Here is a 24,954-nt window from a genome sequence, read left to right as displayed (position 1 = left end):
GCGGGTAGGGGGCGCCCCCGGCCCGTACGGCGCCCCCTACCCGCCCGTCGCGCAGTTCCCCGGCAGCGGCATGCCCCCGCAGGGCGGCGGCAACCAGCAGCGCACCCGCATCATGATCGTCGTCGCCGCGGTGGTCGCGATCGCACTGATCGTCGGCGGCGGCGTGTGGTTCGCCAACAGCGGCAGTGACGACCCGGCGCCGAACGCCCAGGGCTCCAGCGAGGGCACCGACGGCGGCGGCAAGGGCGGGGACGCGCCATCGGCGCTCAAGGGCGGCAAGGTCGCGCTGAACGCGGAGACCAAGCCCGGCAGTTCCACGGGCAAGCTGCTCTTCAATGTGCCGCTGCCCTCGCCGGACAAGTCGGTGGTGGCGCTGAACGGCGCCTGGGCGACGGCGAAGACGTACGCCAAGGTCAGCAAGGCCGAGATCGTCGGCTACGACCTGGCCGCGAAGAAGCCGAAGTACAAGCTCCCCATGGACGGCATCATCTGCGGCGCCTCGCCGTACGCCACCGAGGAGGGCAAGGCCGCGGTCGTCTTCGAGGCCGGTCCGCGCAAGGGCGAGAACGACCGCGAGCCCTGCAGCCGGATCGCGCTGCTGGACATCGACTCCGGCAAGTTCGACTGGCAGAAGACGATGCCCGGCGGCGACCAGGCGTCCAGCCTCGGCATGGGCGTCACCTTCGGCCAGGGCGCGGTCGTCGCCTCCTGGCCGGGCGGCGGCGAGGCCGCGTACGACATCTCCGGCAAGGAGCTGTGGCACCGCCGCGACAACGGCAACGACCCCTCGATGCAGTGCCTGGACCGGGGCATCGGCGGCGGCAAGAAGCTCGTCGCGGTGCTGCGCTGCGGTGAGTACGGCTCGCAGACCACTCAGGTCCAGGAGATCGACCCGGCCACCGGCAAGCCCAAGTGGACCTATGACGCGCCGAAGGGCGTGGAGAGCGCCGAGGTGGTCTCCACCAACGGCCCGGTCGTCATCGGCATCTCCGCGGGTGACGCCGGTATCACGGACATGGTCGTCATCGACGACTCCGGCAAGCAGCAGGCACAGATTTCGCTGGAGAAGGACAAGTACAAGCCCAACTGCGGCATCAGCGGCGGTGTGGAACGCTGCATCACCGCCACGGCGGACGAGAAGTACCTCTACATGCCCTCCAAGTCGCACGACGCGGTGGGCGGTGAGTCCTTCGACAAGCAGAACGAGATCGTCGCCTTCGACCTGAAGACCGGCTCCGCGACCTGGAAGGCGACCTCGGAGGTCAACCAGGAGATCGTGCCGCTCCGCATGGCCGGCGACCAGCTCATCGCCTACCAGGACGGTTACAGCGACAAGGGCGGTCAGGTCGTCAGCATCGACCCGGCCCAGCAGGGCAAGAAGACGGTCTTCCTCAACCTCCCGAAGGAGACCGCCGACGCGGCCCGCTCGCTGCGCCCCGGTATGACCCGCGCGGTGTACGCGCACGGCCGGCTGTTCCTGAACCAGGACATCATGTCCGGCACGAAGTACGGCCTGGGCGACGGCAAGTACCTGGGCCTGGCCTTCGGCAACTGAGAAACCCGCAGGCCCGAGAGCCTGTCCGGCGGCCCCGTCCTACGCACTGTAGGGCGGGGCCGTTGTCGTATCGGGTCCGTCCGTCTCTGGAAAGAAATGATCGGCAGCTGATGGCAAGTGGCCCAGAATGGCCGGGATTTCAGCATTCCGACGGGCTTCTGCCCGGTAGGGGGCGCGCGATGTCGAACAAGCGTGTAGCTTCCGGATGCAAAGGGGCCCGGCGGAGATCGGGGGGCTGATATCGCCGGGGAATGGGGGGTTGCTGAATGGGCGTGCGGCTCATGGTGGTCGACGACCACCGCCTGCTCGCCGAGGCGCTCGCCTCGGCACTGAAGTTGCGCGGGCACAGAGTGCTCGCGGCGGCCGCGCCGAGTGCCGGGGCGGCGGATCTGGTGGTGAGCAGAGCGCCGGAGGTGTGCCTCCTGGGGACGGCAGCGCCCGCCGAGCCGGGAGTGTTCGACCCGGTGGTACGGATCAAGAAGGAGCGGCCTCAGGTGGCGGTCGTGGTGCTCGGTCCGGTGCCCAATCCGCGGGGCATCGCCGCGGCGTTCGCGGCCGGCGCGTCCGGTTACGTCCGCCACGACGAGCGGATCGAGGGCGTGGAGCGGGCGATGATGAAGGCCAGGGCGGGTGAGGCGGCGATCGCCCCGGCCCTGCTCCAGCAGGCGTTCGAGGAGCTGCTGCATCCGGCGGCGCAGCCCGACGACGAGGGTGCCCGGCTGCTGCAGATGCTGACCCCGCGCGAGGTCGAGGTGCTGGTCCGGGTCGCCGAGGGCGAGGACACCCGGCTCATCGCGGCCGGTATGGGCATTGCGCCGAGCACGGCCCGTACGCATGTGCAGCGGGTGCTGATGAAGCTGGGGGTGGGCTCGCGGCTGGAGGCGGCGGCGCTGGCGGCCCGTACGGGGCTGCTGGACCGGGCCGCGGTCAGCAACGCGAACGCGGCGGGGCCGCAGCAGGCCCCGCCGCAGTGAACGCGCGGCGCGTCAGTCGCTCGTGCCGGACGCGGTGCCGGTCGTGCCGCCGCTCGTGCCGTCGGCCGTGGCGCCGGTCTCCTCGGGGGCCGGTGCCGCGACCGGGCGCAGCTTCATCCAGACCAGGAAGAACAGGCCGAGGGCGAGCATCCCGAGGCCGGTCCAGAGGTTGATGTTGATGTCCTGGGCCTTCTTCAGGTCCGCGTCGGACGCCGTGATGCCGGCGATCGTGACGATCACGCCGTAGACGACGAAGAGCCCGCCGATGATGCGGCGTACGTCGAAGAGCCGGGCCGCCGTCGCGGACTTGCGCTCCAGTTCCTCGACCTCGTGCTGGTAGTCACTCATGATCTGTGCTCCTCGGTGCCTCAGAAGGAGAAGGGGATGTAGCAGAGGGCGGCGAGGACGACCGCGCCCCAGCCCAGCAGGGCGGGCTTGCGGTACCACGCGTCGTCGCCCTCGGCGGGCAGCTCCTCCATGCCGGGCGAGGTGGTGCCGTAGACCAGGCCGGCCAGCGACTCGGCGGACTTGGGCTTGGTCACCAGGGTGACCACGAACATCACGACCGCGCCGACGACGAACGCCACGATCGAGGAGACGAAGTTGGCGCCCTGGTCGGAGGGGATCGAGATGACGCCCTGCTTGTAGAACCAGAAGTAGTTGACCATCGCGGCGACGGTGCCGGAGAGCAGGCCCCAGAAGCCGGCGGCGGCGCTGGTCCGCTTCCAGAACATGCCGATGATGAACACCACGAACAGCGGGACGTTGAAGAACGAGAACAGCGTCTGCAGGTAGTTCATGATGTTGCTGAACGAGGACGCGATGAACGCGGTCCCCATGCCGGTCAGCACGCCCACCGCGGTGACCACCCGGCCGGTCTTCAGGTAGTACGTGTCCTCGCGGCCCTTCTTCAGGTACGCGGCCCAGATATCGTTGGTGAAGACCGTGTTGAACGAGGAGACGTTCGCCGCCATACCGGCCATGAACGCGGCGAGCAGACCGGTCACCGCGATGCCGAGGACGCCGTTGGGCAGCAGGTCGCGCATCAGCACGGGGATGGCGTCGTTGTACTGCAGGCCGTCCTTGGTCTTGCCCAGCGAGGGCTCCATGACCAGCGCGATCAGGCCCGGCACGACCACGACCAGCGGGATGAAGATCTTGGGGAAGGCGGCGATGAGCGGGGTGCGCTTGGCGGCGGAGCCGTTCTTCGCGGACAGCGCGCGCTGCACCTCGGCGAAGTTGGTGGTCCAGTAGCCGAAGCTCATCACGAAGCCGAGGCCGAGCACGATCGTCAGCCAGTTGGCGCCCAGCGGGTTGGCCTCGCCGATGCCGGTCCCGCCCCAGGCGGTGAGGAAGTCACCGCCGTGGCTGTCGGTGAGGCTGCCGGTCAGCCCGTCCCAGCCGCCGACGCGCTTGAGGCCGACGACGGTCAGCGGGATCAGCGCGGCGAGGATGACGAAGAACTGCAGGACCTCGTTGTAGATCGCGGAGGACAGGCCGCCGATGGTGATGTACGCGAGGACGAAGAAGCCGGCGACGACGATGGCCACCCACTCCGGCCAGCCCAGCAGCGCCTCCAGCACGATCGCCATCGCGTAGAGGTTCACGCCCGCGATCAGCACGGACGAGACCGCGAAGATGATCGAGGACAGCAGGTGCGAGGACGGCCCGAAGCGGTGCAGCAGGAACTCCGGTACGGAGCGGACCTTGGAGCCGTAGTAGAAGGGCATCATCACCAGGCCGAGGAAGACCATGGCGGGGATGGCGCCGATCCAGTACCAGTGCACCGTGTACGCGCCGTACTGCGCGCCGTTGGCGGCCATGCCGAGGATCTCGGTGGCGCCCAGGTTGGCGGCGACGAACGCGAGGCCGGTCACCCACGCGGGCAGCGACCGGCCGGAGAGGAAGAAGTCCAGGCTGGTCTTCACGCTGCGTTTGGCGGCGAAGCCGATGCCCAGGACGACGGCGAAGTAGATCGCCAGGATGGTGTAGTCGAGCCCGTTGGTAGGGAGGCGTAGCCCTTCGGCCATCGTGATCATGGGGTCTCGCTTCGTTGCGTGGCGCCGGTGGCTTGAACGAGCAGCAAGTTACGCGCGGTCGCTCGGAAACTGAACACTTTTGTTGGTTTTGTTTGTTGGATCGTGATCGAGTTGCCCTTTTTGGTGACGCTGGGTGCGAGCGGGCGTACCGCTCCGTCCCCAGCGTTGACGGAAGTGTTGGCTCGTGGTTCATTATGTTCGTTTGTGTTTGGTCGTCTGGCGAGGAGCAACAGTGAAAAAGACGTCCACGCGGCTCGCGGACGGCCGGGAGCTCATCTACTACGACTCCCGTGACGACGTCGTGCGCGACGCGGTCGACGAGCGCCCCCTGCCGCAGGTCACCACCGCCTCCGAGATCCGGCACGACCGCCTTCTCGGCGACTCCGTCGCCGTCGCCTCGCACCGCCAGGGCCGGACCTACCATCCGCCGGCCGACGAGTGCCCGCTGTGCCCCTCGCGCGAGGGCCGGCTCTCGGAGATCCCCGCCGCCGAGTACGACGTCGCCGTCTTCGAGAACCGCTTCCCCTCGCTCGCCGGCTCCACCGGCCGCTGCGAGGTCGTCTGCTTCACCTCCGACCACCACGCCTCCTTCGCCGACCTCACCGAGGAGCAGGCCGCGCTGGTCCTGGAGGCATGGACCGACCGCACCGCCGAGCTCTCGCAGCTCCCGGACGTCGAGCAGGTCTTCTGCTTCGAGAACCGCGGCGCCGAGATCGGCGTGACCCTCGGCCACCCGCACGGCCAGATCTATGCCTACCCCTTCGTCACGCCCCGCACCGAGCGGATGATCGCCTCGGCCGCCGCGCACGCCGAGCGGACGGGCGGCCGCAACCTCTTCGACGACGTCGTCGCCGACGAACTCGCCGACGGCAGCCGCGTCGTCCTGGAGGGCGAGCACTGGGTCGCCTTCGTCCCGTACGCGGCGCACTGGCCGTACGAGGTGCACCTCTACCCGCGGCGCCGGGTCCCCGACCTGCTCGCGCTCGACGAGGACGCGCGCACAGAGTTCCCACAGCTGTACCTGGAAGTCTTGCGACGGTTCGACCGGATCTTCGGGGAAGGGGAGCCGCCGACGCCGTACATCGCCGCATGGCACCAGGCGCCGGTGCGCTCCCCGCACCGCGACGGCTTCGCCCTCCATCTGGAGCTCTTCACCATCCGACGCACTCCCGGCAAGCTGAAGTTTCTCGCGGGTTCCGAATCCGGCATGAATGTGTTCATCAACGATGTGCCGCCGGAAGCCGCGGCGCAGCGACTGCGAGAGGTAGCGAGCACGTGAGCAAGAAATACCTGGTCACCGGCGGAGCGGGATACGTCGGCAGCGTCGTGGCGGCACACCTGCTGGAAGCCGGCCACGAGGTCGTGGTCCTGGACGACCTGTCCACCGGCCACCGCGTGGGCGTCCCCGAGGGCGCGGAGTTCATCGAGGGCCGGGTCCAGGACGCGGCCAAGTGGCTGGACCGCTCCTTCGACGCTGTCCTGCACTTCGCCGCGTTCTCGCAGGTCGGCGAGTCCGTCGTGGACCCGGAGAAGTACTGGCGCAACAACGTCGGCGGCACGATGGACCTGCTCGCGGCGATGCGCGTCGCGGGCGTGCGCACGCTCGTCTTCTCCTCCACGGCGGCGACGTACGGCGAGCCCGTGCACACGCCCATCACGGAGACCGACCCCACCGCGCCCACCTCCCCGTACGGCGCCTCGAAGCTCGCCGTCGACCACATGATCAGCGGCGAGTGCGCGGCGCACGGCCTGGCCGCGGTCTCGCTGCGGTACTTCAACGTGGCCGGCGCGTACGGCGACTGCGGCGAGCGGCACGACCCCGAGTCGCACCTCATCCCGCTCGTCCTCCAGGTCGCCCAGGGCCGCCGCGAGCACATCTCCGTCTTCGGCGACGACTACCCGACACCGGACGGCACCTGCGTCCGCGACTACATCCACGTCGCCGACCTCGCCGACGCGCATCTGCTGGCGCTGGACGCCGCGGTCGCGGGCGAGCACCTGATCTGCAACCTCGGCAACGGCAACGGCTTCTCCGTGCGCGAGGTCATCGAAACCGTCCGCAAGGTCACCGGCCACCCGATCCCCGAGGTCGTCGCCCCCCGCCGCGGCGGCGACCCCGCGGTCCTGGTCGCCTCGGCCCAGACCGCCATCGACCGCCTCGGCTGGCAGCCGAAGCGCGCGGACCTGGCGGAGATCGTGGCGGATGCGTGGGCCTTCGCCCAGGAGGGCCGGGCGGCAACCCGGTAGGGGCCGCAGCACCGCTGCCGGGCGCGCCACCGTCGTGGTCGCTCGCGCAGTTCCCCGCGCCCCTTCAGGGGCGCGGGGAACTGCGCGCTCAGCCAAAGCGGCGCCGCACCCGGGCCCGGGCATTCGCACAATGAGCTGGACGAAGGAGTCCGAGTTGAGCAACGACACGGCACACGGCGCACGCCGCACGGAGGCCGCCTTCCGCGAGGTGTACGGAACCGCCCCTGCGGGGGTGTGGGCCGCGCCGGGCAGGGTCAACCTCATCGGTGAGCACACCGATTACAACGACGGCTTCGTGATGCCGCTGGCCCTCCCGCACACCACGACCGCCGCGGCCGCGCCCCGTACCGACGGCGTGCTGCGCCTGCACTCCGGCAACGTCAAGGGCGGCATCGTCGAGCTGCGCACCGACGACCTGCGTCCGGCGCCCGACGGCGGCTGGGCCGCCTACCCGGCCGGCGTGCTGTGGGCGATGCGGGAGGCCGGACTCCCGGTGGACGGCGGCGCCGACCTGCACTTCGACTCCGTCGTCCCCACCGGCGCCGGGCTGTCCTCCTCCGCGGCCCTGGAGGTCGCCACCGCCCTCGCGCTGAACGACCTGTACGGCCTGGGCCTGGACGGCCAGGAGCTGGCCCGGCTCGCCCAGCGCGCCGAGAACGCCTTCGTCGGCGTGCCCTGCGGGATCATGGACCAGACCGCTTCGGCCTGCTGCACCAAAGGCCATGCGCTCCTCCTGGACACCCGCGACCTCACCCGCCGCCAGGTCCCCTTCGACCTCGCGGCGGCCGGGCTGCGCCTCCTCGTCGTCGACACCCGCGTCCAGCACGAGCTGGGTGACGGCGCCTACGCCGAACGCCGCGCGGGCTGTGAGCGGGCCGCGCGGGCACTGGGCGTACGCGCCCTGCGCGACGTGGCGTACGACGGCCTGCGCCAGGCGCTGGAGTCGCTCGCGGACGAGGCCGCCGTACGGCCCCTGGTACGGCACATCGTGACCGAGAACCGGCGGGTGGAGGAGGTCATGGCGCGCCTCGACGCGGGCGACCCGCGCGGCATCGGCCCGCTGCTGACGGCCGGGCACGCCTCGCTCCGCGACGACTTCGCCGTGTCCTGCGCCGAGCTGGACCTGGTGGTCGACGCCGCGAACGAGGCGGGTGCGCTGGGCGCCCGGATGACCGGCGGCGGCTTCGGCGGGTCGGCGATCGTGCTGGTGGCGGAGGCGGAAGCGGAGGCCGTGGGCAAGGCGGTCACCGAGGCGTTCGCGGCCGCCGGGCACGCCGCGCCGCGGATCTTCACCGCCGTGCCGAGCGCGGGGGCCCGGCGGCTGGCGTGAACCGGGCGGTGGCGGAGGCGCAAAAGCATGCCCCCGCACACTCCCGACGCACTGTCAGCCGGTCGGCGCGACTGTCCGATTGCCCCGCCGGCGCCCGGCGGTAACCGGTCGGAATGAGCCGATCACCCGCTACTGGTGCCCCGTGGTGAGCCGACTGCCCCACCCTGAACACATGGGTCGGGCAGTTTTGCCAATCGGCTTCCGTTGCCGGACCCCATACGTACGCTGAACAGAGCACCGGTGGGGGCCGGTGCCGATCAGGGGGCGAGCTGGACCCTCTCCGCCGAACGCGGCGCGGGGAGGTGAGGGTACGGCGCCCGGGGCGGGACAGCGAACGCAGCACGGCGGCGGCCGTGCCGCTGCGTCGACCCCGCCCCCGGGCGCACGTACCCGTTTCTGCCCGTTTCCCCGAGACAGGGGGTCCTCAGTGCAACGCATCCGGGTCTTGGTGGTCGACGACCACCGCATTTTTGCCGAGTCCCTGGCGGCAGCCCTCGCGGCCGAACAGGACGTGGACGTGGCGGCGGCCGGGAGCGGACCGGCGGCCCTGCGCAGTCTGGAGCGGGCGGCCTCCGAAGGCCGGCGCTTCGACGTCATGCTCGTCGACGCCGACCTCGGCGCCGCCGTCGCACCGCTCGCGGCCGTCCCCATGCGGCCGCAGGGCCACCGCGACGGCGCGGCCGACGGCGCGCCCGTGGACGGTATTTCGCTGGTCACCTCGGTCCGCACCGCGCACCCGATGGTGCGCGCCGTGGTGCTCGCGGAGAAGGACGACCCGCGCAGGGCCGCGTCCGCCCTGCAGGCCGGGGCGGGCGGCTGGGTCGCGAAGGACTGCTCGCTCTCCCGCCTGCTGGCCGTGATCCGCGGCGTGCTGCGGGACGAGACGCATCTGCCGCCCGCGCTCCTCACCGGCGTGCTGCGGGAGCTGACGGCGGCCCGCAAGCACCGTACGGAGAGCGAGCGGCTGGTGGAGTCGCTGACTCCGCGCGAGCGCGAGGTGCTGCGCTGCATGGTCGCGGGGCTCGGCCGCAAGGCGGTCGCGGAGCGGCTGTTCCTCTCGCCGCACACGGTCCGTACGCACATGCAGAACGTCCTGGGCAAGCTCGGCGTGCACTCCACGCTCGCGGCGGTGGCGCTGGCGCGCCGGGCCGGGGTGGGGCCGGTCGAGCTGGAGCCGCCCCCGTCGTCCCCGGCGGCGCAGCCGGTGCCGTCGGCGTCGGTCTCGGTGCCGTGAGGCGCGCGTGGACCGGCGGCCGCGCCCCGGCCGGTACGGCGGCCGGCGGCCGTCCGGGTACGGCCGCCGGCAGACCCTGACCGCCCCGCCGTCCGGGGCCGCGGATCAGGAGCCGGCTTGCGGGCCGGGCTCCGTCAGGACGGCCACGCCGCGGGCGGGCAGGGTGAGGTGATGCACGGTTGCCGCCCGCGGTGTGGCCTGCGCCAGCGCGTCGGTCATGGGCCGGGGCAGCGCCACCTCGGCCGGCTCCTGTCCGTGGTTGAGCAGGAAGAGATAGCGGGCGCGGGCATCGGCGCGCACGGTGGCCTGCACGCCGGGCGGCAGCCCCGGCAGTACGGGCGTGACGCCCGCCGCCTCCCGTACGTCGTCCATCAGGGCCCGCATCAGCGCCGGGTCGGGACGCGTACCGACGTACCAGGCGGTGCCCCGGCCGTGGCCGTGCCGGGTGATCGCGGGCCGTAGCCCGTCGTACAGGAAGTCCACGACGGAGCCCGCGCCTTCCAGGACGATGTCCTCCGCCCAGAGGTCGGCGCGCCCCGCGTACCGCCCGCGCAGCGGGACGACCGCGCGCTCGTCCAGCGGCCAGAACTCCTCGACCCGCAGGCCCAGTACCTCGCGCAGCGGCGCCGGGTAGCCGCCGGGGTGCACCCGGTCGTGCGCGTCGACGATGCCGGAGAAGAACGACACCAGCAGGTGCCCGCCGTCGCGTACGTACGCGGCCAGCCGCTCGGCGTCCTCGGCGCGCAGCAGGTAGAGGTTGGGCACGACGACCAGGCGGTACCCGGTCAGGTCCCGGTCCGGGGGCACGACGTCGCAGGCGACGCCGGCCTCGAACAGCGGGCGGTAGTGGGCCAGAGCCCGCTCGGGCGCCTGCAGCGCGGTGGAGGGGCGGGAGTCCAGCTCCAACGCCCGCCTGCTGTCCCAGTCGGCGAGCAGCGCGACCTGTGCCTCGGAGCGGGTGCCCTCGATACCCGGTACGGCGGCCAGCTCCCGCCCCAGCTCGGTGACCTCGCGGAAGATCCGGGTGCCGGTGCCGCCGTGCGGGACCATCGCGGAGTGGAATTTCTCGGCGCCGCCGAGCGACTGCCGCCACTGGAAGAAGAGCACCGCGTCGGCACCCTGGGCGACGGCCTGCCAGCTCCACAGCCGCATCGCGCCGGGCGGCTTGGGGCCGTTGCGGGGGCGCCAGTTGACGGCACCGGGGGCCTGTTCGAGCAGCAGCCAGGGCTGTCCGCCGCGGGCCGAGCGCATCAGGTCGAAGTTGTAGGCGGCGCGGATGTGGTCGTCGGGGTCGTAGGGGTCCTGGTAGAAGTCCAGCGCCATGACGTCCATGTCGCGGGCCCAGCCGAAGGCGTCGACGGGCTTGTGGTCCGGCATGAGGTTGGTGGTGACCGGCACGTCCGGGGTGACGCGGTTCAGTACGTCCTTCTCGGCGAGGTAGCAGGCGCGCAGCGCGTCGTCGCTGAAGCGGAGGTAGTCCAGCTGCTGCGCGGGGTTGGCGGAGGCGGGCGCGGCGCGCGGCGGCAGCACCTCGTCGAAGTCGCCGTACGCCTGCGACCAGAAGGCGGTCGACCAGGCGTCGTTGAGGGCTTCGACGGTGCCGTAGCGCTCGCGGAGCCAGCGGCGGAAGTCGCGGGCCGAGACGTCGCAGTAGCACTGCCGGGTGTGACAGCCGTACTCGTTGCCGATGTGCCACAGGGCGAGCGCGGGGTGGCCGGCGTAGCGGTGGGCGAGGCGTTCGACGAGACGGACGGCGTGCTCGCGGTAGACCGGGCTGGAGGGGCAGTAGTGCTGGCGGGCGCCCGGCCAGCGGCGGGTGCCGTCGGCGTCCTCGGGGAGGATCTCCGGGTACCGGTGGGCGAGCCAGGGCGGTGGTGAGGCGGTCATGGTGGCCAGGCAGACCGTGATGCCGGCCTGGCCGAGGCCGTCCATGACGCGGTCGAACCAGCCGAAGTCGTAGACGCCCGGCCGGGGTTCGACCCCCGCCCAGGAGAAGATCCCGGCGGTCACCATCGTGACGTGCGCCTGCTTCATGAGGACGAGGTCCTCGGCCCGTACGTCCTCGGGCCACTGCTCGGGGTTGTAGTCCCCGCCGAACCGGATTCCCATCGCGCGCTCCCCCCTGGGGGCTTGTCGGATCGCGTGGTCGCTGGTCGCTGCTGTGGTGCTTGATACGGGTTCGCTGGTCAGGACGAGTTCTTCAGGACGCTCCAGCCGCCGTCGACGACGAGGCTCGCGCCGGTGACGAAGGAGGCGTCCGGGGAGAGCAGGAAGGCGATCGTCGCGGCGACCTCCTCGGGGCGGCCGAGCCGGGCCGCGGCGGTCTCCGCGGCGGTCGCCTCGCGGTCCTCCTCGGAGATGCTTTCCCAGGCGGGCGTGAGGATCGGCCCGGGCAGCACGGAGTTCACCCGTACGTCGGGCCCGTACTCCACGGCCAGCTGCCGGGCGAGGCCGGTGAGGCCCGCCTTGGACGCGGCGTACGCGGGCCGCCCCGGCAGCCCGAAGAGGGCGTGCACGGAGGAGGTCAGCACGACGGCGCCCTGCCGGGCGCGCAGGTCCTCCAGGGCCGCCCGTACGCCGAGGAACGCGCCGGTGAGGTTGACGGCGAGCTGGTGGTCCCAGTCGGCGCGCGGGGTGCGGTCGGCGGGCGCGACGTAGCGGGTGAAGGCGTTGGAGACCAGGCCGTCGACGGGCCCGTAGCGGCCTCTGGCCGCTTCCACGGCGCGCTGCCAGGCGGCCTCGTCGGTGACGTCGCAGTGCTCGTAGGAGGCGGTGCCGCCGGCGGCGCGGATGCGGCGCGCGGTGCGCTCACCGCGCTCGTCGTCGACGTCGAGGAGGAGGACCCGGGCCCCCTCGGCGGCCAGCCGGTCGGCGGTGGCGGCACCGATCCCGGAGGCGGCGCCGGTGACGAGGTGGGTGCGGCCGCCGAACCGCGCCGTTGCGGGCGGCATGTCGCGCTGCTGGCTCATGGCCGCGATCCAAGTGGACGGGGCCCTTGCAGGCAAGAGGGCGCGACTTGCGGGGCACCGCCGTGGGGATACAACCCGGTCGCCGGGCGCGACGCCGTTGTGGCTGGGCGCGCAGTTCCCCGCGCCCCTTACAGGGCGCTCAGCCCGGGATGTTGTCGAACGGGGCCGTCAACTGCCGCAGCAGACCCGCCAGTTCGCCGCGCTCCGCGCGGGAAAGCTCCGCGAGGATCGCCCGCTCCTGGGTGAGCAGCCCGGCCAGGGACTGGTCGGCGCGGTCGCGGCCTTCCGTCGTGAGCCGGACCAGGACGCCGCGCCGGTCGCTGGGGTCGGGCAGCCGCTCGACGAGGCCCTTCTTGGCGAGCCGGTCGATACGGTTGGTCATGGTGCCGGAGGTGACCAGGGTCTGGGTGAGCAGCTGGCCGGGGGAGAGCTGGTACGGAGAGCCCGCGCGGCGCAGCGCGGTGAGCACGTCGAACTCCCAGGGCTCCAGGCCCACCTCCGAGAAGGCCAGCCGCCGCGCGCGGTCGAGATGCCGGGCGAGCCGGCTGATACGGCTGAGCACCTCGAGTGGTTCCACATCGAGGTCGGGGCGCTCGCGGCGCCATGCTGCGACCAGTCGGTCGACCTCGTCCTCCATGACGATCAGTGTAGTGGTTGTGTCGACATGAAGTCTCTTGACGTCAAGATATATTTTGCTGGACGATTGGGCAGCGTCGGCAGACAGTTCCTGCTCCACCGGCCTTGGCCCGTACCAGCAGAGGGGTTCGACCATGCACGACACCCACGTTGCGCCGACCTGGGACCCACAACAGTATCTCCGTCACGCGACCCACCGCACCCGCCCCTTCCTCGACCTGCTCGCCCGGATACCCGACCTGCCCACGGCGCACCGTCCGCGCATCGCCGACCTGGGCTGCGGCCCCGGTAACGTCACGGCCCTGATAGCCGACCGCTGGCCCGACGCGCACATCACCGGCTTCGACAGCTCCGCCGACATGCTGGCCAGGGCGGAGTCGTACGCGGGCCCCACGCCCGGCGGCGGCCTGCTGGACTTCGCCTTTGCCGACGCCGCCACCTGGATCCCCGACGAGCCCTTCGACCTCATCGTCTCCAACGCGGCACTGCAGTGGGTCCCCGGCCACGCCGACTCGTTCGCCCCCTGGATCGACTCCCTCACGCCCGGTGGCACCCTCGCCCTCCAGGTCCCCGGCAACTTCACCTCCCCCAGCCACGCCCTCCTCGGCGAGCTGTGCGAGACCCCTCAGTGGCGCAGCCGCCTCGGCGGCAAGGGCCGGCACTTCGTGCACATCCTCCAGCCGGAGGAGTACCTCGAGCGGCTGATCGACCTCGGCTGCTCCGCGGACACGTGGGAGACCACGTACGTCCAGGTCCTGCAGGGCGAGGATCCCGTACTGGACTGGGTGAAGGGCACCGCGCTGCGCCCCGTCCTCACCGCCCTGGACGGCGACCCGGAAGCGGTCGCGGAATTCCTCGATCAGTACCGCGACCTGCTGCGCAAGGAGTATCCGACCGGCCCGCACGGCACGGTCTTCCCCTTCCGGCGGATCTTCGCCGTGGCCCGTAAGGAGACCTGAGGGCATGATCACCGGCCTCGACCACGTCCAGCTCGCCGCGCCACCCGGCTCGGAGGAAGCACTGTGCGTCTACTACGAGGGCGTGCTGGGCATGGTCCGGGCCCCGAAGCCGGCGGCGCTTGCCGGGCGTGGAGGCTGCTGGTTCGAGGCCGGTACGGTCCGGCTGCATCTCGGCATCGAGGACGGCTTCCGGGCGTCGGCCAAGGCTCACCCGGGGATCCTCGTCACCGGCATCGACGCCTTCGCCGCCCGCCTCGCTGCCCACGGCGCGGATGTCACCTGGGACGACAGCCTCCCGGGCCACCGCCGCTTCTACTCCCACGACCCCGTCGGCAACCGGCTGGAATTCCTCGAACTTCTGTTCTGACCCGGCGCACGCGGGTCCCCTGCGCTGCTCACTCTTTCGGGTGAACTTTGGGGCGGGTGTGACAAGAGGTCACGCCTTGCGATGGCCTATCAGCCGCGGCTTCGGCTCCAGCCCGTCCAGTCCGTGCCAGGCGAGGTTCACCAGATGCGCGGCGACTTCCGCTTTCTTCGGCTTGCGTACGTCCAGCCACCACTGGCCCGTCAGCGCCACCATCCCGACCAGCGCCTGCGCGTACAGCGGCGCCAGCTTCGGATCGAACCCGCGGGCCTTGAACTCCAGGCCCAGGATGTCCTCGACCTGAGTGGCGATGTCACTGATCAGCGACGCGAACGTACCCGTCGACTGGGCCACGGGGGAGTCCCGCACCAGGATGCGGAAGCCGTCGGTGTAGGTCTCGATGTAGTCCAGCAGCGCGAACGCCGCCTGTTCCAGCAGCTCGCGCGGGTGCCCCGCGGTCAGGGCACCCGTCACCATGTCCAGCAGCTGCCGCATCTCCCGGTCCACGACGACCGCGTACAGCCCTTCCTTGCCGCCGAAGTGCTCGTACACCACCGGTTTGGACACCCCGGCCTTCGCCGCGATCTCCTCCACCGACGTGCCCTCGAAGCCCCGCTCGGCGAACACCGTGCGTCCGATGTCCAGCAGCTGCTCCCGGCGCTCCTTGCCCGTCATGCGGACCCGCCGCGCACGCCGCGCGCCCGCACCGGAAGACGCTCTGTCCTTACTGCCACTCACGCTGCTGCCATCGATCGCCACCCGTCAATCATGCCGCCTGGGCGGCCTTGTCCTTGCGGCGGGAGTCGTTCTCCTGGCGGCGGGAGTCGAGCCGGGAGGCGTTCGGCCAGCGCACGTCGTACGCCCACCCCAGCTGCTCGAACCAGCGGATCAGCCGGGCACTGGAATCGAGCTGCCCCTTCAGCACGCCGTGCCGCGCGGAGGTCGGGTCCGCGTGGTGCAGGTTGTGCCAGGACTCGCCGCAGGACAGGATCGCCAGCCACCACACGTTCCCGGAGCGGTCCCGGGACTTGAAGGGACGCTTGCCCACCGCGTGGCAGATGGAGTTGATCGACCACGTGACGTGATGCAGCAGCGCCACCCGCACCAGCGAGCCCCAGAAGAACGCCGTGAACGCGCCCCACCACGACATCGTCACCAGCCCGCCGACCAGCGGCGGAATCAGCAGCGACACGGACGTCCACAGGACGAACTGGCGGGAGATCCGGCGGATCGCCGGGTCCTTGATCAGATCCGGCGCGAACTTGTGCTGCGGCGTCTGCTCCTCGTCGAACATCCACGCCATGTGCGCCCACCACAGGCCCTTCAGCAGGGCCGGCACGGTCTCGCCGTAACGCCACGGAGAGTGCGGGTCACCCTCCGCGTCGGAGAACTTGTGGTGCCGGCGGTGATCCGCCACCCACCGCACCAGCGGACCCTCCACCGCCAGCGACCCCATGATCGCCAGCGCGATCCGCAGCGGGCGCTTCGCCTTGAACGACCCGTGCGTGAAATAGCGGTGGAAACCGATCGTGATGCCGTGGCAGCCGATGAAGTACATCGCCACCATCAGCCCCAGATCGAGCCAGCTCACACCCCAGCCCCAGGCCAGTGGCACCGCGGCCACCAGTGCCAGGAACGGCAGGACGATGAACAGCAGCAGCGCGATCTGTTCCACGGAACGTTTGCTGTCGCCGCCCAGCGTCGCCGGCGGCGGCGCGCTCTCGGCGGGCTTCGGGGTTTTCTCGACGACTTCAGGGCCAGCGGTCATGTGTGTCCCTCGCTGGGGTCGGTGGCAGGGCTACGGTTCCGTAACCTACGGTCTCGTAAGTATGGCAGTGCCGCCACACCGTACAAGGGTGTGACCGGCCCGACAGCTCCTCTCACAGAGCGGACGGTATGACCGCCCGAAAAGCGGAGATCTATTCTTGAGGCGTCGGACAGCGCGGTCCGCAACCCGCCACAAAGGAGTGTCCACAAGACACCCACCAGCCCAGACGTGCTCAACACTGCAAGGAGCCGCACCTGTGAGCAGTGCCGACATCTCTCCCGACGCCGCACAGCAGACCCCGCGCCCCGGGGCCCCCGACACGGCGGACGCCGGCAATGGCGCCCTGCGCGCCGACATCCGCCGCCTCGGCGATCTCCTCGGCGAGACGCTCGTACGCCAGGAAGGCCCCGAGCTCCTCGATCTGGTGGAACGCGTACGCGCCTTGACGCGCACCGACGGCGAGGCCGCCGCCGAGCTCCTCGGCGACACCGACCTGATCACCGCCACCAAGCTCGTGCGGGCCTTCTCCACGTACTTCCACCTCGCCAACGTCACCGAGCAGGTGCACCGCGGCCGCGAGCTGCGCACCCGGCGCGCCGCCGAGGGCGGCATCCTCGCCCGCACCGCCGACATGCTCAAGGACGCCGACCCCGAGCATCTCCGCGCGACCGCGGCCCGCCTCGGCGTACGCCCCGTCTTCACGGCCCACCCCACCGAGGCCGCCCGGCGCTCCGTCCTCACCAAGCTCCGCAAGGTCGCCGAGCTGCTGGAGACCACCGACGCCGGCGACCGCCGCCGCACCGACCTCCGCCTCGCCGAGAACATTGACCTGATCTGGCAGACCGACGAGCTGCGCGTGGCGCGCCCGGAGCCCACCGACGAGGCCCGCAACGCCATCTACTACCTCGACGAGCTCGGCCGCGGCGCCGTCGGCGACGTCCTGGAGGACCTCGCCGCCGAGCTGGAGCGGGCCGGCGTGCAGCTGCCGCCCGGCACCCGCCCCCTCACCTTCGGCACCTGGATCGGCGGCGACCGCGACGGCAACCCCAACGTCACCCCCCAGGTGACCTGGGACGTCCTCATCCTCCAGCACGAGCACGGCATCACCGACGCGCTGGAGCACATCGATGAGCTGCGCGGCGCCCTGTCGAACTCCATCCGCAACTGCGGCGCCACCGAGGAACTCCTCGCCTCCCTCCAGCAGGACCTGGAACTCCTCCCCGAGATCAGCCCCCGCTACAAGCGGCTGAACTCCGAGGAGCCCTACCGCCTCAAGGCCACCTGCATCCGCCAGAAGCTCGTCAACACCCGCGAGCGCCTGGCCAACGACACCCCGCACGTCCCCGGGCGTGACTACCTCGGCACCGGCGAGCTCCTCGACGACCTCGCCCTGCTGCAGACCTCGCTGCGCGAGCACCGCGGCGGCCTCGTCGCCGACGGCCGCCTGGAGCGCACGATCCGTACGATCGCCGCGTTCGGCCTCCAGCTCGCCACCATGGACGTCCGCGAACACGCCGACGCCCACCACCACGCCCTCGGCCAGCTCTTCGACCGCCTCGGCGAGGAGTCCTGGCGCTACGTCGACATGCCGCGCGACTACCGCCGCAAGCTCCTCGCCAAGGAACTGCGCTCGCGCCGCCCGCTGGCCTCCACCCCCGCGCCCCTGGACGCGGCCGGAGCCAAGACCCTCGGCGTCTTCGAGACCATCCGCAAGGCCAAGGCCACCTTCGGCCCCGAGGTCGTCGAGTCCTACATCATCTCCATGTGCCAGGGCTCCGACGACGTCTTCGCGGCGGCGGTGCTGGCCCGCGAGGCCGGCCTGATCGACCTGCACGCCGGCTGGGCCAAGGTCGGCATCGTCCCCCTCCTGGAGACCACCGACGAGCTGAAGATCGCCGACCAGCTCCTCGACGAGATGCTCTCCGACCCCTCCTACCGACGCCTCGTCGCCCTCCGCGACGACGTCCAGGAGGTCATGCTCGGCTACTCGGACTCGTCCAAGTTCGGCGGCATCACCACCTCGCAGTGGGAGATCCATCGAGCCCAGCGACTCCTCCGCGACGTCGCCCACCGGCACGGCGTACGCCTGCGCCTCTTCCACGGCCGCGGCGGCACCGTCGGCCGCGGCGGCGGCCCCTCCCACGACGCGATCCTCGCCCAGCCCTACGGCACCCTCGAAGGCGAGATCAAGGTCACCGAGCAGGGCGAGGTCATCTCCGACAAGTACCTCGTGCCGTCCCTGGCCCGCGAAAACCTGGAACTGACCGTCGCGGCCACCCTGCAGGCATCCGCCCTGCACACCGCGCCGCGCCAGTCCGACGAGGCGCTGGCCCGCTGGGACGCCACGATGGAGACCGTCTCCGACGCCGCACACGGCGCCTACCGCCGCCTGGTCGAGGACCCGGACCTCCCGGCGTACTTCCTCGCGTCGACCCCGGTCGATCAGCTCGCCGAACTCCACCTCGGCTCCCGGCCCTCCCGCCGCCCCGGCTCGGGCGTCTCGCTCGACGGCCTCCGCGCCATCCCGTGGGTCTTCGGCTGGACCCAGTCCCGGCAGATCGTCCCCGGCTGGTTCGGCGTCGGCACGGGCCTGAAGGCCGCCCGCGAAGCCGGCTCCGACGCCGTACTCGCCGAGATGCACGAGCACTGGCACTTCTTCCGCAACTTCCTGTCCAACGTCGAGATGACGCTGGCCAAGACCGACCTGCGGATCGCCCAGCACTACGTCGACACCCTCGTGCCCGACGAGCTCAAGCACGTCTTCGACGTCATCAAGGCCGAGCACGAGCTCACCGTCCAGGAAGTCCTGCGGATCACGCAGGAGAACGAACTGCTGGAAGCCAACCCCGTCCTCCAGCAGACCTTCCGCATCCGCGACGCCTACCTGGACCCGCTGTCCTACCTCCAGGTCTCCCTCCTCGCCCGCCAGCGCGAGGCCGCCCAGCGCGGCGAGGAAGCGGATCCGGTACTGGCCCGGGCCCTGCTGCTGACCGTCAACGGCGTGGCCGCGGGTCTGCGCAACACCGGCTGACCTGCCGCACACCACGAAAGGGCCGGGCGCCGCTCTCCGCGGCACCCGGCCCTTTCGGCTGACTTACAACGTGACGAACGCCGCCACCAGCAACGCGACGCCCGCGAGACCGACGCCCCACGCCGTCCGCCGCATACGCAAGCCCCCGGCCACCACCAGCGAAGCCAGCAGCAGCGACCCGCCCAGCGGCGCCCACGCGTACAGAATGCCGCCCGGCCCCGTACGCACCGCACGGTCCGAATCGGGCTCCACCGTCACCTCGACCAGTTGCCCCTTCTCCGGGGCCGCCGCCTCCGCGAGCACGACCTTCGCCCGCCGCTCCCCGTCGCCGCCCGTCGGCACGTACGGACCCCAGCAGCGGTCCTCCTCGCACGACGCGACCGTCATCGTGCCGCGCTCCTTCGCCTGCACCAGCATCGCGTACTGCGCCGTGCTCCACGACGTCCACGCACCCGCCACCAGCAGCAGCAACGCGAGCAGCGCCATCAGCAGGTTCTTCACGACGAGCAGCAGCCCGAAGGCGCTCTCGCCCGCCCGCTTGGTGCGGCTGCGCTTCTTGGACCCCTTCGTACCTGTCCTGGACATGGCGGCGATCCTTGGCCATGCGAGTACGCCCGGTCAACTCGATCAGAACGCTTCGTCAGGCGTCGTCCCGCGCTGTCCCGCTCAGGAGTTGTAGGCGGATTGCGCCCGTTCCAACCCCTCTGTGACCAGCGCCTCCACCGCATCCGCCGCCCGGTCCACGAAGTAGTCCAGCTCCTTGCGCTCCGCCGACGAGAAGTCCTTCAGCACAAAGTCCGCCACCTGCATCCGCCCCGGCGGCCGCCCGATCCCGAACCGCACCCGGTGATACTCCGCACCCAGCGACTTCGTCATCGACTTCAGCCCGTTGTGACCGTTGTCCCCGCCACCCAGCTTCAGCCGCAGCGCCCCGTAATCGATGTCCAGCTCATCGTGGACCGCCACAATGCGCTCCACCGGCACCTTGTAGAAATCCCGCAGCGCCGTCACCGGACCACCCGACAGATTCATGTACGACGACGGCTTCGCCACCACCACCCGTCGGCTCCCCGGCCCCGGAGGACCGAACCGGCCCTCCACCACCTGCGCCCGCGCCTTGTGCGCCTTGAACCGGCCACCCATCCGCTCCGCCAGCAGATCGGCCACCATGAAGCCCACGTTGTGGCGATTGGCGGCGTACTCGGGACCGGGATTACCCAGCCCCACCACCAGCCACGGGCTCGCCGAGTCCTCACTCACCGCTGCACTCCTGCACGTAAGAAACAGTACGTAAAAAAACCGCCGCCCCGCTCGCAACGAACGGGACGGCGGCGGAAGAACCGATGACGGAAACCGTCAGAGGCGGCGACCGTCAGAGGTGGCCCGAGGCTCAGCCCTCGGCGCCCTCCTCGCCCTCACCCTCGCCCTCGGCGGCGGCCTCGGCCTGCGCGGCCACGACCTGCAGGACGACCGCGTCGTCCTCGACACCCAGGGAGACACCGGCCGGCAGCTTGATGTCCTTGGCCAGCACCGACTGACCGGCGTCCAGACCCGAGATGTCGGCGGTGACCGACTCGGGGATGTGGGTCGCCTCGGCCTCGACCGGCAGGGTGTTCAGCACGTGCTCGAGCAGGTTGCCGCCCGGGGCCAGCTCGCCCTCGGTGTGGATCGGCAGCTCGACGGAGACCTTCTCGCCCTGGCGGACCAGCAGCAGGTCGACGTGCTCGATGATGCCGAGACGGATCGTGGCGCGCTGCACGGCCTTCGGGATCACCAGCTCGCGCTTGCCCTCGATGTCCAGGCTGATCAGGACGTTCGAGTTCTTCAGCGCCATCAGGGTGTCGTGGTGCGGCAGCGCAACGTGGCGCGGCTCCGAGCCGTGACCGTAAATGACCGCGGGAACCTTGTCCTCGCGACGCAGACGGCGGGCGCTGCCCTTGCCGAACTCGGTACGCAGCTCGGCGGAAATCTTGACCTCGGCCATGATGCACTCCTCGTAGTACTTCTCAACGGATCTGACGACCGTCACCCGGCCCACGACAGACCTGCTACGAAGAGCGCGTCGATAACGGACAGCCGTACCTACGAGTACGGCCTCCCTCGCCGAGCAACTCCGTGAGTCTACCCGGCGGGGAGGCCGCCTCGAAAATCGATCTTCAGCGCCCTCAGGGCGCGGGGATCTGCGGAAGCTCCTGAGCGGAACCCCGGATAAGCAGGGAATCAGCTCACTGCTCCTCGAACAGGCTCGTCACCGAGCCGTCCTCGAAGACCTCACGGATCGCACGCGCGATCGTCGGGGCCATCGAGAGCACCGTGATCTTGTCCAGCTCCAGCTCACCCGGGGTCGGCAGCGTGTTCGTAAACACGAACTCGCTCACCTTGGAGTTCTTCAGACGGTCGGCCGCCGGGCCGGACAGAATGCCGTGCGTGGCGGTGACGATCACGTCCGCCGCGCCGTTCGCGAACAGCGCGTCGGCCGCGGCGCAGATCGTGCCACCGGTGTCCACCATGTCGTCGACCAGGACACACACCCGGTCCTTCACGTCACCCACGACCTCGTGGACCGTGACCTGGTTCGCCACGTCCTTGTCACGCCGCTTGTGCACGATCGCGAGGGGCGCGTCCAGCCGGTCGCACCAGCGGTCCGCGACGCGCACACGGCCCGCGTCGGGGGAGACGACCGTCAGCTTGTTCCGGTCCACCTTCGCGCCCACGTAGTCCGCCAGCACCGGCAGCGCGAACAGATGGTCCACCGGACCGTCGAAGAAGCCCTGGATCTGGTCCGTGTGCAGATCCACCGTGACAATGCGGTCCGCACCCGCCGTCTTCAGCAGATCCGCCACCAGACGCGCCGAGATCGGCTCACGACCACGGTGCTTCTTGTCCTGACGGGCATAACCGTACGAGGGAATGACCACCGTGATGCTCCGCGCCGAGGCGCGCTTCAGAGCATCAATCATGATCAGCTGTTCCATGATCCACTTATTGATGGGAGCCGTGTGGCTCTGAATCAAAAAGCAGTCCGCACCACGCGCCGACTCCTGATAACGGATGTAGATCTCACCGTTCGCGAAGTCGAAAGCCTTCGTCGGGACCAGGCTGACACCCAGCTGGTGAGCAACCTCCTCCGCCAGCTCGGGGTGGGCGCGGCCGGAGAAGAGCATCAGCTTCTTCTCGCCGGTCGTCTTGATCCCGGTCACAGCAAATCTCCTTGCCAAGCTCTCAAACATGAGGGCGCTTTGCCTGCGCCGACCACGTTGCGTGCGCTTATCACGGTACGCCCCGCACGGCGCACCCGTTGCCCGGTCACTGCTCGCCCTCACTCTGCTGACGAGCAGCCGAAGCGGCCTGCGCGGCGGCGCTTCCCGGTCGCTTACGAGCGACCCAGCCCTCGATATTCCGCTGCTGACCACGCGCGACAGCCAGCGAACCCGGGGGCACATCCTTGGTGATCACGGAGCCGGCCGCGGTGTACGCGCCGTCCCCGACCGTGACAGGAGCCACAAACATGTTGTCCGACCCCGTCTTGCAGTGAGACCCCACCGTCGTGTGATGCTTCGCCTCACCGTCATAGTTCACAAAGACGCTCGCAGCACCGATGTTGGTGTACTCACCAATGGTCGCATCCCCCACATACGACAGATGCGGCACCTTCGTGCCCTCACCGATCGAAGCGTTCTTCATCTCCACATACGTGCCGGCCTTCGCCTTCGGCCCCAGCTCCGTACCCGGCCGCAGATACGCATACGGACCCACACTCGCCCCCGGTCCGACCTTCGCGCCGTCCGCCACCGTGAAAGACACCACAGCGCCCTCGTCGACCGCCGTGTCCGCCAGCCGCGACTGCGGCCCCACCTCGGCGAACGACGCCACATGCGTACTGCCCAGCAGCTGCGTACCCGGATGCACCACCGCATCCGGCCCGAACGTCACCGTGGCGTCCACCCACGTCGACGCCGGATCCACCACCGTCACACCACTCAGCATCGCCGCTTCCAGCAGCCGGTCGTTCAGCAGCCGGCGCGCCTCCGCCAGCTGCACACGGTTGTTGATCCCCAGAATCTCCCGGTGGTCGGCCGCCACCGCCGCACCCACCCGGTGCCCGGCCTCCCGCACGATCCCCAGCACATCCGTGAGGTACTCCTCACCCTGGCTGTTGTCCGTCCGCACCTTGCCCAGCGCCTCGATCAGCAGCCGCGCGTCGAACGCGAACACGCCGGAGTTGATCTCCCGGATCGCCCGCTGCGCGTCGCTCGCGTCCTTGTGCTCCACGATCGCGGTGACCGCGCCGGTCGCCTCGTCGCGCACGATCCGGCCGTACCCGGTCGCGTCCGGCACCTCGGCCGACAGCACGGTGACAGCGTTGCCGTCGGCGGCGTGCGTCTCGGCGAGCTTCCTGAGGGTCTCCCCGGTCAGCAGCGGCGTGTCGCCGCACACGACGACCACGGTGCCGTCCAGCTCGACACCCGGGGCACCGGCCTCGCCGGACCCCCCGGAGGTCAGCTCTTCCAACCCCATACGGACGGCGTGCCCGGTGCCGTTCTGCTCATGCTGCACCGCCGTACGGACGCTCGCGTCGATCTCGCCGAGATGCGCGGTCACCTGCTCACGGGCATGGCCCACGACCACGACGAGGTGTTCGGGGTCCAGCTCACGGGAGGCGGCGACGACATGGCCGACGAGGGAGCGGCCGCAGATCGCGTGCAGGACCTTCGGGGTCGCCGACTTCATGCGGGTGCCCTCACCCGCTGCGAGAACGACGACGGCTGCCGGGCGGTTGGCGCTCACGGGGATGCCCTTCGGCTTCTTGGCTACTTCGGGTGGTGGACACCCGAAGGATACCGGTGCGTATTGCAGCCGAAACTCGGACGGGTCCCGACGATGCCGTCAGGACCCGAACTGAGCAGTGGTGCAGCCTGGCTCCCCTGCCAGGACTCGAACCCGGACATAAGGCACCAAAAGCCTCAGTGCTGCCAATTACACCACAGGGGATGGTAAACGGGGTTAAACCGGACATCGGCCCGGGTGATCCCGTTCAGCACCCAACACTATGCCGCACCACCAGCCTTCAATGCGACGGTATAGGTCGGCGCCTTGTTTGACCCGGATCACGAGGCAGCCGCGGTACCCCTCGCCGACGTTCTTCCGCACCGTCTTCGGATTGTGCTACGCCCGCCGACTCGTGGATCGTTACGTGAAGGTGGAGCCGGTCGCGACCGACGCCGAGCAGGTCCAGTCAGCGGAGGTATGCGCGGATCATGTCGGGGTCGCTGTTGACGAAGGTGACGACCTCGATTCGGCGGTACGGCTTGTCCTTGGAGCCCTCGGCCCAGTAGAGGCCCGCGCCGATGAGGAACAGTTCGCGGTCGCTCAGCTTGCCGATCTCTTCCCGGGCGGCGGCCTTCGTCTTCTGTCGCTCCACGTCGCGCACGGCGAGCTCGTGCTCCCAGCGCTTCTGCGAGGCGATCTTGGCCTGCTCGCCGGGTGCGCGCCCCTCCGGCTTCGGGAGATCCCGTACCCACAAGGAGATCGAGCTCTTCGAGCAGCCGAGCTCCAGTTGGATCCGGTCGTAGGTCATGCCCTGGGAGCGGAGTTCGCGGGCTCTGGTGCGGAGGTCGTCCTTCGCGTTGGGGCGTTTGGTCCACTCCGGGACCGGGGTGCCGTCCAGGAGGCGGTTCAGGAGGTCGTTGTTGTGGACGTGGAGCAAAACGTCGCGCTCGCGGTAGACAGATGTGCCGAAAATGTGGGTGATTCGCCGGTTCGAGGGAAAGTCGCAGGTACTGGTCCGTAACGGACGGGTCGCAGGGTGGTGGGCGTGGCCGGAAATCGGGGGCGGGCGCCCGTAGGG

At 70.4% G+C, this 24,954-nt stretch carries 21 protein-coding genes, 1 tRNA gene and 1 pseudogene; 9 read left to right on the top strand and 14 right to left on the bottom strand.

All coding sequences use genetic code 11. The features are described from left to right. Both CCS38_RS16560 and CCS38_RS16555 read left to right on the top strand, forming a co-directional pair. Positions 1-1,555: PQQ-binding-like beta-propeller repeat protein (locus CCS38_RS16560; protein ID WP_223734046.1), on the top strand; the 1,555-nt coding region annotated here is incomplete at its 5' end. Positions 1,556-1,821: 266 nt separating this feature from the next. Next, positions 1,822-2,529 carry a helix-turn-helix transcriptional regulator gene (locus CCS38_RS16555; protein WP_030617335.1) on the top strand — a complete coding sequence of 236 codons (708 nt, stop codon included), beginning with the start codon at positions 1,822-1,824 and terminating at the stop codon, positions 2,527-2,529. A gap of 12 nt (positions 2,530-2,541) precedes the next feature. On the opposite strand, the gene CCS38_RS16550 is transcribed toward CCS38_RS16555, so the two are convergent. Together CCS38_RS16550 and CCS38_RS16545 are read right to left on the bottom strand one after the other, a co-directional pair. Beyond that, on the bottom strand, positions 2,542-2,877 hold the full coding sequence (locus CCS38_RS16550; protein WP_223734045.1) for a hypothetical protein: 336 nt from the start codon (positions 2,875-2,877) through the stop codon (positions 2,542-2,544). Between the two features lie 20 nt (positions 2,878-2,897). Further along, positions 2,898-4,568, bottom strand: coding sequence for a sodium:solute symporter family protein (locus tag CCS38_RS16545; RefSeq protein ID WP_223734044.1), 1,671 nt, complete (start codon positions 4,566-4,568; stop codon positions 2,898-2,900). Positions 4,569-4,800: 232 nt separating this feature from the next. Here CCS38_RS16545 and galT point away from each other — a divergent pair, with 232 nt between their 5' ends. From galT to CCS38_RS16525, 4 genes are all read left to right on the top strand, one after another. Further along, complete coding sequence (gene galT, locus CCS38_RS16540; RefSeq protein ID WP_223734043.1) at positions 4,801-5,847, top strand: galactose-1-phosphate uridylyltransferase; 1,047 nt, start codon at positions 4,801-4,803, stop codon at positions 5,845-5,847. Beyond that, the gene (gene galE, locus CCS38_RS16535; RefSeq protein WP_223734042.1) at positions 5,844-6,815 is read left to right on the top strand and encodes a UDP-glucose 4-epimerase GalE; all 972 of its coding nucleotides are present in this window, start codon (positions 5,844-5,846) and stop codon (positions 6,813-6,815) included. The genes galT and galE overlap by 4 nt, the downstream gene beginning before the upstream one ends. A gap of 154 nt (positions 6,816-6,969) precedes the next feature. Further along, positions 6,970-8,145: a galactokinase gene (gene galK, locus CCS38_RS16530; RefSeq protein WP_223734041.1), complete on the top strand. Its 1,176-nt coding sequence runs from the start codon at positions 6,970-6,972 to the stop codon at positions 8,143-8,145. Between the two features lie 427 nt (positions 8,146-8,572). Then, positions 8,573-9,379: a response regulator transcription factor gene (locus CCS38_RS16525; protein WP_223734040.1), complete on the top strand. Its 807-nt coding sequence runs from the start codon at positions 8,573-8,575 to the stop codon at positions 9,377-9,379. 105 nt (positions 9,380-9,484) lie between these two features. Here the strand turns inward: CCS38_RS16525 and CCS38_RS16520 are convergent, their stop codons facing one another. From CCS38_RS16520 to CCS38_RS16510, 3 genes are all read right to left on the bottom strand, one after another. Continuing rightward, the gene (locus CCS38_RS16520; protein ID WP_223734039.1) at positions 9,485-11,488 is read right to left on the bottom strand and encodes a beta-galactosidase; all 2,004 of its coding nucleotides are present in this window, start codon (positions 11,486-11,488) and stop codon (positions 9,485-9,487) included. A gap of 77 nt (positions 11,489-11,565) precedes the next feature. Next, a complete protein-coding gene (locus CCS38_RS16515; protein WP_223734038.1) occupies positions 11,566-12,348 on the bottom strand; it encodes an SDR family NAD(P)-dependent oxidoreductase in 783 nt (260 codons plus the stop codon). Between the two features lie 139 nt (positions 12,349-12,487). After that, a complete protein-coding gene (locus CCS38_RS16510; RefSeq protein WP_223734037.1) occupies positions 12,488-12,985 on the bottom strand; it encodes a MarR family winged helix-turn-helix transcriptional regulator in 498 nt (165 codons plus the stop codon). A gap of 133 nt (positions 12,986-13,118) precedes the next feature. Here CCS38_RS16510 and CCS38_RS16505 point away from each other — a divergent pair, with 133 nt between their 5' ends. Beyond that, positions 13,119-13,943 (top strand): trans-aconitate 2-methyltransferase, encoded by an 825-nt coding sequence (locus CCS38_RS16505; protein WP_223734036.1) that lies wholly within the window; start codon positions 13,119-13,121, stop codon positions 13,941-13,943. 4 nt (positions 13,944-13,947) lie between these two features. Next, positions 13,948-14,310 (top strand): VOC family protein, encoded by a 363-nt coding sequence (locus CCS38_RS16500; protein WP_223734035.1) that lies wholly within the window; start codon positions 13,948-13,950, stop codon positions 14,308-14,310. 69 nt (positions 14,311-14,379) lie between these two features. On the opposite strand, the gene CCS38_RS16495 is transcribed toward CCS38_RS16500, so the two are convergent. After that, complete coding sequence (locus CCS38_RS16495) at positions 14,380-15,066, bottom strand: TetR/AcrR family transcriptional regulator (protein WP_031051412.1); 687 nt, start codon at positions 15,064-15,066, stop codon at positions 14,380-14,382. A gap of 7 nt (positions 15,067-15,073) precedes the next feature. Beyond that, a complete protein-coding gene (locus tag CCS38_RS16490) occupies positions 15,074-16,075 on the bottom strand; it encodes an acyl-CoA desaturase (RefSeq protein ID WP_223734034.1) in 1,002 nt (333 codons plus the stop codon). A gap of 343 nt (positions 16,076-16,418) precedes the next feature. On the opposite strand from CCS38_RS16490, the gene ppc reads away from it, so the two are divergent. Next, positions 16,419-19,106 carry a phosphoenolpyruvate carboxylase gene (ppc, locus tag CCS38_RS16485; RefSeq protein ID WP_223734047.1) on the top strand — a complete coding sequence of 896 codons (2,688 nt, stop codon included), beginning with the start codon at positions 16,419-16,421 and terminating at the stop codon, positions 19,104-19,106. A 63-nt stretch (positions 19,107-19,169) separates the two neighbouring features. On the opposite strand, the gene CCS38_RS16480 is transcribed toward ppc, so the two are convergent. The 7 genes and pseudogenes from CCS38_RS16480 to CCS38_RS16450 form a co-directional block, all read right to left on the bottom strand. Further along, a complete protein-coding gene (locus CCS38_RS16480) occupies positions 19,170-19,691 on the bottom strand; it encodes a hypothetical protein (RefSeq protein WP_223734033.1) in 522 nt (173 codons plus the stop codon). 81 nt (positions 19,692-19,772) lie between these two features. Then, the gene (pth, locus tag CCS38_RS16475) at positions 19,773-20,366 is read right to left on the bottom strand and encodes an aminoacyl-tRNA hydrolase (RefSeq protein WP_223734032.1); all 594 of its coding nucleotides are present in this window, start codon (positions 20,364-20,366) and stop codon (positions 19,773-19,775) included. Between the two features lie 130 nt (positions 20,367-20,496). Beyond that, a complete protein-coding gene (locus CCS38_RS16470; protein WP_223734031.1) occupies positions 20,497-21,090 on the bottom strand; it encodes a 50S ribosomal protein L25/general stress protein Ctc in 594 nt (197 codons plus the stop codon). A 241-nt stretch (positions 21,091-21,331) separates the two neighbouring features. After that, a complete protein-coding gene (locus CCS38_RS16465; protein WP_223734030.1) occupies positions 21,332-22,306 on the bottom strand; it encodes a ribose-phosphate diphosphokinase in 975 nt (324 codons plus the stop codon). A 106-nt stretch (positions 22,307-22,412) separates the two neighbouring features. After that, complete coding sequence (gene glmU / locus CCS38_RS16460; RefSeq protein ID WP_223734029.1) at positions 22,413-23,894, bottom strand: bifunctional UDP-N-acetylglucosamine diphosphorylase/glucosamine-1-phosphate N-acetyltransferase GlmU; 1,482 nt, start codon at positions 23,892-23,894, stop codon at positions 22,413-22,415. Between the two features lie 129 nt (positions 23,895-24,023). Continuing rightward, positions 24,024-24,098: transfer RNA gene (locus tag CCS38_RS16455), tRNA-Gln, on the bottom strand. Positions 24,099-24,110: 12 nt separating this feature from the next. After that, positions 24,111-24,810 (bottom strand): annotated as a pseudogene (locus CCS38_RS16450) (hypothetical protein); the annotation flags it as partial. Between the last annotated feature and the right edge of the window lie 144 nt (positions 24,811-24,954).

This window comes from Streptomyces purpurogeneiscleroticus (assembly GCF_020024005.1).
Lineage (GTDB): Bacteria > Actinomycetota > Actinomycetes > Streptomycetales > Streptomycetaceae > Streptomyces > Streptomyces purpurogeneiscleroticus.
This window is presented reverse-complemented; position numbering and strand designations above follow the sequence as displayed.